Raw genomic sequence first — 6838 nt, forward strand, 5'->3', positions numbered from 1 at the left:
TTTAAGAAGCTATTTATTCGTTTTTTTAGATATAAATAATAACTTTAGAACAAATCAATATAATTAGCCAGCTTTTATGTCTGAAGAAAAATTAATGTCGAAAAAGAAGCCTGCTTATCCTGTGAGCAAGAAATTAAATACTTATTTGGAGTTGTATAATCGAAACATTGAAATTCCAATTTTTTATGAGGATTTACTTCGTTTTTCGGGTTCTGTTGTGGTGTATGATTCTAATGATGAAGACAGCCTTTGGGTACGTGTATATTATTCAGAATTTGAACGACAAGAGATAGATATCAGTTTAAAAAAAGTATATTCTATTCTCTTATCTGATGGTGGAGATAATATTTTTCAATACTTGAATATTGATGCAGTTGATTTCTGTACGTTTGGAAATTCTAAGCCTTTTAGAATAAAAGTTAGAAATATTTTGAACGATAATTTCACCTATTTCTACGTCAAGAAAACCGATGCTTCGCGTATCTACGGCTTAGAATTAGAGCATATGTTATCGCCTTATAATCTTAACTTTTTGGTCTACAAAAACACCTTGATAGAAGAACATATTGCGGGCATTCCTGGAGATGTTTTTATAAAAGATATGTTGCCAAAATGTACGGAATCAGAAAAAACACAATTAGCTAAAGAATTTGTAAAGTTCAATGAGCGTTGTATGATACGTCTTTTAGGAGATATGCGCTCTTATAATTATGTGATTGTACCGGTGCATGATTTTGATCATGTGGTGTACCGAATCAGGGCTATAGATTTTGATCAGCAGTGTTTTGAAGGAAAATTAAAAGTATACAGGCCTCAATTTTTTAAAGAGAATTACCAGATGGTAGAGCTTGTACGTCTTAAGTTACAGACCAAGTCTGTAGATCAATATAAACTGGAAGAGCGGTCTATTGTAGCAAAAAGAATCAAGAGTTCTGGGAATAGGATAAAAAGATTATTGAAGGCTTGTTTGGTAGACCATATATCAACAGAAGAAAATATAACACGTTTAAAGTCAGAAATATATGATTTGACTTTGGATCTTGATTTCAAAAATTGTAAAAAAATGGGCGAAGTATTAAACCTCGCCCTAGATTTTGTAAAACGTAATTATGAAGATGTTAGTATGAAACAAATTATGGAACACAAAATTAATTTGTAATTAACTTTTTTGCTCTTTGTTGAAATATACTAGATAGTAGTACATCTGTTTTTCTTCATCCCACCCTTTTTCGACAAATTTTTCAGCAGACTCAGGATTAATGAAGTCTAATTTAATTTGAATATTTGTGTCTAAATTAATAACATTTTTAATTTTTTTACGAGCATCAGACACTGCTTTATTAGCAATATCAAAGTTAGAAACATCTTCAACACTATATTTTGGACCTTTTTCCATTTTATAGTTTTTGAATTCAGGTATCAAATCAGGATTTTCCATTACCTCGTTTAAAAAGCTATTTTCTTCAAAAGAATCATTTTTAGCGAAATGATTTACTGCTCTGTTCATAAAAAGCACTTCTTGTTGTTTATCTTCGGCAGGTAAAACAACATCTTTTGCAAAATTTTGACAAAATTTAAGGTAGTTTTTAGTTTTAAAGTTATCATCAGAAAGCGGTTCTACGCCTAAAAATTCTTCCAACCAATATTTGGTATCATACCTATTACTATCTACAGATAATATTTTAAAACCTTCCTCTTTAGCGGTATTGAATATTAGGCAACCTTTATCAAGTTTATTAATATTAATTCCTTGCTGAACTACTATATCAAGATTGCTACCTTTCTCTTCAAACTGAATAAAATCATGTTTTAATTCACTTTTAAAAATCCCTATAGCATCTACTTTTACGTTATCTAAAAGAACACCACTTAAATGAGCCACATACACTTCACCGCTTTTAATATGTGGGTGGTTAGACTGCTCATAGAGATAAGATGCTATTTTTTTAGAATTAGCATGAATACTATCTGGATCGGCAAAGATCTCCGAAGTAATTTTATACATCTCATTAAATTCTACATCTACATCATTCGCAAAGTTGAAGTAGTTTTCTTCTTTTTCTCTAAAAGGTTTGAAAAAATATTCTTTTAGGAGACCTGTAGTCTCATCATTTAAACTATGCGGTGTTTCTGATAAGAAAATAGCTTCGTTTTTATTTTTGTTCCCCACACGATGAAGCGAGATACTTTCTATTTGAGTCGCGTATAAATTAATCATAGTTTATATAAAGGTAAATTAGTGTTTGTTGCTTTTAGTGTTTATACTATGTTTACTATTGAGAAAGTAGGACTCTAATTCCAATTTTCATCAAAATCTAAATCATCATAACTATCAAAAGTATCATCAAAATCAAAAGTAGGATCGGCCTCAAATGTTTTTTCTGGTGGAGAATCTGGCAGCTCTCCAAAACTAAACAATATATTAGGGTAGGTTCTTCCGTCTTCTTTCGGTACAATATCTGCTAGCTCAACAAAGAATGTCCACATACTAAGGAAGTCATATACATAGATAAGTTTTGGCGTATCTTCTGTGATAATATCTTCTAGAAACGTTTCGTTCATTAAACGAATATCAGAACTATTTTCACTGATGTCATGTAGCGCTATCTCCTCGTCTTGAATCCATTCCTCATTACAAGTATAGAAAGAAGCCATTTCATTGCCTAAAAACCCAAATGCTTGCGTTATGGCATTATGAAAATCTTCTAGCGTTGTACTTGCCTCAATTTCAATGTCTCTAAAGATATCTTCCTCTGTATCTAATATTATGCGAATCTTATAAATCATTATTTTGATTTTTTTAGGGGTACAAAGTTACAAAGAATTAAGGCTTGATTTAGTTTTTGATGCTTCTAAAACCAAATAGAATTGTACTCCAAAAAGAATTGCAGCTACGATCATGTGAAAGGTCTGACTACCAAAAGGGAAATCAACATAATACATGGTAATACCAGAAATTATTTCCAGTAATAATAAAAGTAATACCCATCTTATTTTTTCGAACCCTAATTCGAATTTATAAATTAAATAAGCTATATAAAGGTTTAAAACTCCCACAAAAATGGAAAAAGACCTATGTATATAAAATTGAAGGGTAGGATTCATTAGCCATTGACTCTTGGCATCTTCTCCAAAAATATCTATTTGCAGGTCTATAAATTGCCGTACTTGAGTCCCAATAATAATTTGAATAAGGGTCACTATTAATGATGCCCACAGCAATTTATGTAAATTTCTACTGGCTTTATAGATTTTATCTGTTTCAGAAGTTTTATAAATAATATAAATTAACATGGCGACAATCACTAAAGCCATGACCATATGAACTGTAATTTTTACGGGTTCTAATAAGGAATAAACTACTGTAGCGCCTAACCATGCCTGAAACCCCATTCCAAAAACTACCAACCAGGAGAGAATGGTAATGCGTTTGTTTTTTTTCCAATACCCAAAAGATAAAGCAGCAAGAATTAGTGTAGCAAATCCTGCTAGTGCTCCAAAGAGCCTATTTATATATTCAATCCATGTATGCCATACATTAAAAATAGCATAGTCATGCTTTGTGTATTCTTCCCAGTTTGAGGCATTATATTTTGCTGAGGTTGTAAAGTCTGTTTTAGCAACTTTTAAAGCTTCGCTGTGAATAATAACTTGGCCTTTTTCAAAGGTTTTGTTTTTATCCCAATTAAGAACAGATTCATCAGTAGGAGGTATATAGTACCCAAAACATTTAGGCCAATCAGGACACCCCATTCCACTTCCTGTCATCCGCACAACAGCTCCTGCTACGATGACCAAATACACCAATACGAGGGTAATTTGGGCTATTTTTCTAAAGTACTTTTGCATTCACTTTTTTATTTTACAAAATTACTACTCTTTGTTCAATTTAGGAAGAAAGTTTGCTGCTGTTTCAAAGGGTTTTAAAATATAAAAAGCGGAAAAACTCTAGGTGAGAATTTCCGCTTTTTTAAAGTAGGGTAGGAGTCTATTATTCTACGACAATAAACTCTGACCTTCTATTTTGTTGGTGTTTTTCGGCACTACAATTAACGGTATTTTCACACTCGTTGGTTAATTGTGTTTCACCAAACCCTTTGAATGTTAATCGGGAAGCATCAATACCTTTCTTTACTAAATAATCATAAGTAGCTTTGGCTCTTCGTTCAGAAAGCCTACTGTTATAGGCATCATTAGCTCTAGCATCTGTATGAGAACCAATTCTTATTTTAGTATCTGGATATTGGTTTAAATAAGCTATGACCTTTTCCATTATTATTTGTGCATCTTTTCTAATATAAGATTGATCAAAATCAAAATAGATTTTCTCTAAATTTAATTTTTTAGCAAGATCTGCTCCTAAATCTGCAGGAGCAAAATTGGAGATAAGAAGAATTTCAATATCATTGATTTCTAAGCTTGTCCCTATTTCAATCGCGGTAGTTGCTTCTGCGTAATTTTCTTTTAAGGTGATGATGGTATATGCTCCTTTTTCACAAGAACTATCTAGATCAAAGTTTCCTTCAGAATCAGAAATACCTTTGCCTATAACCTCACCGTTTGCATTGGTGATATTTAATACAGCATCAGCTATTATTTCTTTTGTTTTTTCATCTTTTACGATGCCTTTTAAATTTGAATAACAGTTAAAGTCTAATGCTTTCGATTCAGAAAAACCGTAAATATCGTCACTACCTATACCATTTTCACGGTTAGAAGCAAAATAGCCATTCTTAGTTTTGTCATTAATTATGTATGAAAAATCATCCTGCTCACTATTTAAAGGTTGCCCTAAGTTTTTTGCTTTCGTACGTTCTAATTCGGCTAAATCAATTCCGAAAACATCTAAGCCTCCTAATCCAGGATGTCCGTCTGATGCGAAATATAAAATATCGGTATCAGAAATATTTGGAAATGTTTCTCTAGACTCTGTATTTACACTAGCGCCTAAATTTACGGGAGAACCATAAGAACCGTCACTATTAATAGTTACATAAAATATATCAGAAGCGCCCAAAGTTCCAGGCCTGTCCGAAGCAAAATACAATTTAGTTTCATCCGTATTTAATGCAGGGTGTGCCGTAGAATAGTCTTCTCCGTTAAAAGGCAATGCAGTAATATCTGCCCAAGCTCCGTTTTGCAACGTTGCTTTGTACAATTTTAAACGACTAACTCCCTCTTCATCTCTAGAAAAACTCCCATTTTTAAAATTGTTTCGGGTGAAGTACATGGTTTGTCCGTCTTTTGTGAAAACAGGAGAAGACTCATGTGCTTTTTTATTAACTGTTTTAGAAAGTTTTGTGGGTGTTGTAAAATTATCATCCTCTGTTACCGCTGTTTTATATAAGTTTAAGAATGATTTTCTGTTCCAAAGATGAATAGTTTTGGTTACGGTCCCTGAATCTCTTGCAGAAGAAAAGATTAATTCATTTTCATAAAAGGCAGGAGAGAAATCAGATTCTTTAGAATTGATTGGTAAATTTTTAATGGAGTAGCGACCAGAATTCTCTTTAATAGCGGTTAGATAGTCTTTTTCGTTATTAAATTTTTCAGCACGGCCATCAGTTGCTTTTGCTTGCTCAAATTTTTCCATCCACGCATCCGATGCATCATACTCCTTTAGAGATTTTAAGGTTTGCGCATACCGGTATAGATACTCAGGATCAATAGTCGTATTTTCAAGTTCAAACAATTTCTGATACCAAGTTGATGCCTCTTTGTATTGGGCATTCATATAATTAGCATCGCCAAGATTTTTATAAACATCCTCAGAAGAGTATCCTTCTTTAATTAAATCCTCATAAGAACTAATAGCATCTGCATAATCAAAACTATTAAATTTAGATTGTGCTTTTACCGCTTGTTTTTCCTGTGCTTGCAAACCAAAGCTTACAAACGCCGTACAAAGAACAATGTGTGTTAATTTATATTTCATGTTTATTGTGTTTTAAAAGAATCTTGGTGTTATTACTTTTTTGTATCGTGTTAAGAATTCATAGCGAAGAAAGACTTCAAAAGACCCATCATTAAAACGAGTGGCTCCTAGGTCTGTTGTTTCTTTATCGTACGCTAATCCTAGCATTAATTGTTCTGATATTTGGAACCCAGCCAATAAACTCACTGCGGCATCCCATCGGTATGCTGCTCCTACAGAAAATTTATCATTAATTAGAAAGTTGGCCGAAACATCTATTTGTAAAGGCGCTCCTTTTACGGCTTTTACAAGCCCTGCAGGTTTGAATTTTAGGTTGGGATTTAAATCAAAAACATAGCCTGTTATGAAGTAAATATTTAACCGTTCTTCGGCTAAGAAAGAAGAACTATCAGTTCCTGCGCTATCAAAATGTTCTGTCTGTAAAAAATTAGGAACAGATAATCCTGAATAAAAATTATCGGTATGGTAGTAAACCCCTGCTCCAAAATTAGGAGAGAATTTATTATCCACATTAGGCAAGTTACTCTCTGCTCCATAATTTCTAAGTTTAGAGAAATCGATGTTCAAGAAATGTCCGCCTGCTTTTAATCCAAACGAAAGTTTACCTTCTTCAGAAGTAGGGATGGTATAGGAAAATGCGGCATCAAAATACGTATCTTGATTGGTACCATTTCCTATTTCATCATTTACGATAGAGAGTCCTAAACCCACTCTTCTAGACACTGGGGTATTCAGGTTTAGGGTTTGTGTGGTTGGCGCTCCATCTAGTCCTACCCATTGTGAGCGGTGTAAGGCAGCAATACTCAGCACCCCTCGGGAACCTGCATAGGCAGGATTCACCGAGATGGTATTGTACATGTACTGCGTGTATTGCGCATCTTGCTGCGCAGAGAGAGTTGTGGT

The 6838-nt window shown here is 33.3% G+C and carries 6 protein-coding genes; 1 reads left to right on the top strand and 5 read right to left on the bottom strand.

Features of this window, described 5'->3' with window-relative positions; all coding sequences use genetic code 11:
• The first annotated feature begins 76 nt into the window (after positions 1–76).
• The gene (locus BLQ19_RS16445) at positions 77–1159 is read left to right on the top strand and encodes a hypothetical protein (RefSeq protein ID WP_074539058.1); all 1083 of its coding nucleotides are present in this window, start codon (positions 77–79) and stop codon (positions 1157–1159) included.
• Here BLQ19_RS16445 and BLQ19_RS16450 read toward each other — a convergent pair whose 3' ends face one another.
• The 5 genes from BLQ19_RS16450 to BLQ19_RS16470 form a co-directional block, all read right to left on the bottom strand.
• Positions 1160–2218: a nucleoid-associated protein gene (locus BLQ19_RS16450; RefSeq protein ID WP_074539059.1), complete on the bottom strand. Its 1059-nt coding sequence runs from the start codon at positions 2216–2218 to the stop codon at positions 1160–1162.
• 74 nt (positions 2219–2292) lie between these two features.
• Positions 2293–2787, bottom strand: a complete 495-nt coding sequence (locus BLQ19_RS16455; protein WP_074539060.1) for an IS1096 element passenger TnpR family protein — start codon at positions 2785–2787, stop codon at positions 2293–2295.
• A gap of 27 nt (positions 2788–2814) precedes the next feature.
• Positions 2815–3849, bottom strand: a complete 1035-nt coding sequence (locus BLQ19_RS16460; RefSeq protein ID WP_074539061.1) for a COX15/CtaA family protein — start codon at positions 3847–3849, stop codon at positions 2815–2817.
• A 142-nt stretch (positions 3850–3991) separates the two neighbouring features.
• Positions 3992–5935, bottom strand: a complete 1944-nt coding sequence (locus BLQ19_RS16465; RefSeq protein WP_074539062.1) for an OmpA family protein — start codon at positions 5933–5935, stop codon at positions 3992–3994.
• 12 nt (positions 5936–5947) lie between these two features.
• Positions 5948–6838 (bottom strand): PorP/SprF family type IX secretion system membrane protein (locus BLQ19_RS16470; RefSeq protein WP_074539063.1); only part of this gene is annotated, 891 nt, incomplete at its 5' end.

The organism is Cellulophaga baltica, from assembly GCF_900102165.1.
GTDB lineage: Bacteria > Bacteroidota > Bacteroidia > Flavobacteriales > Flavobacteriaceae > Cellulophaga > Cellulophaga baltica.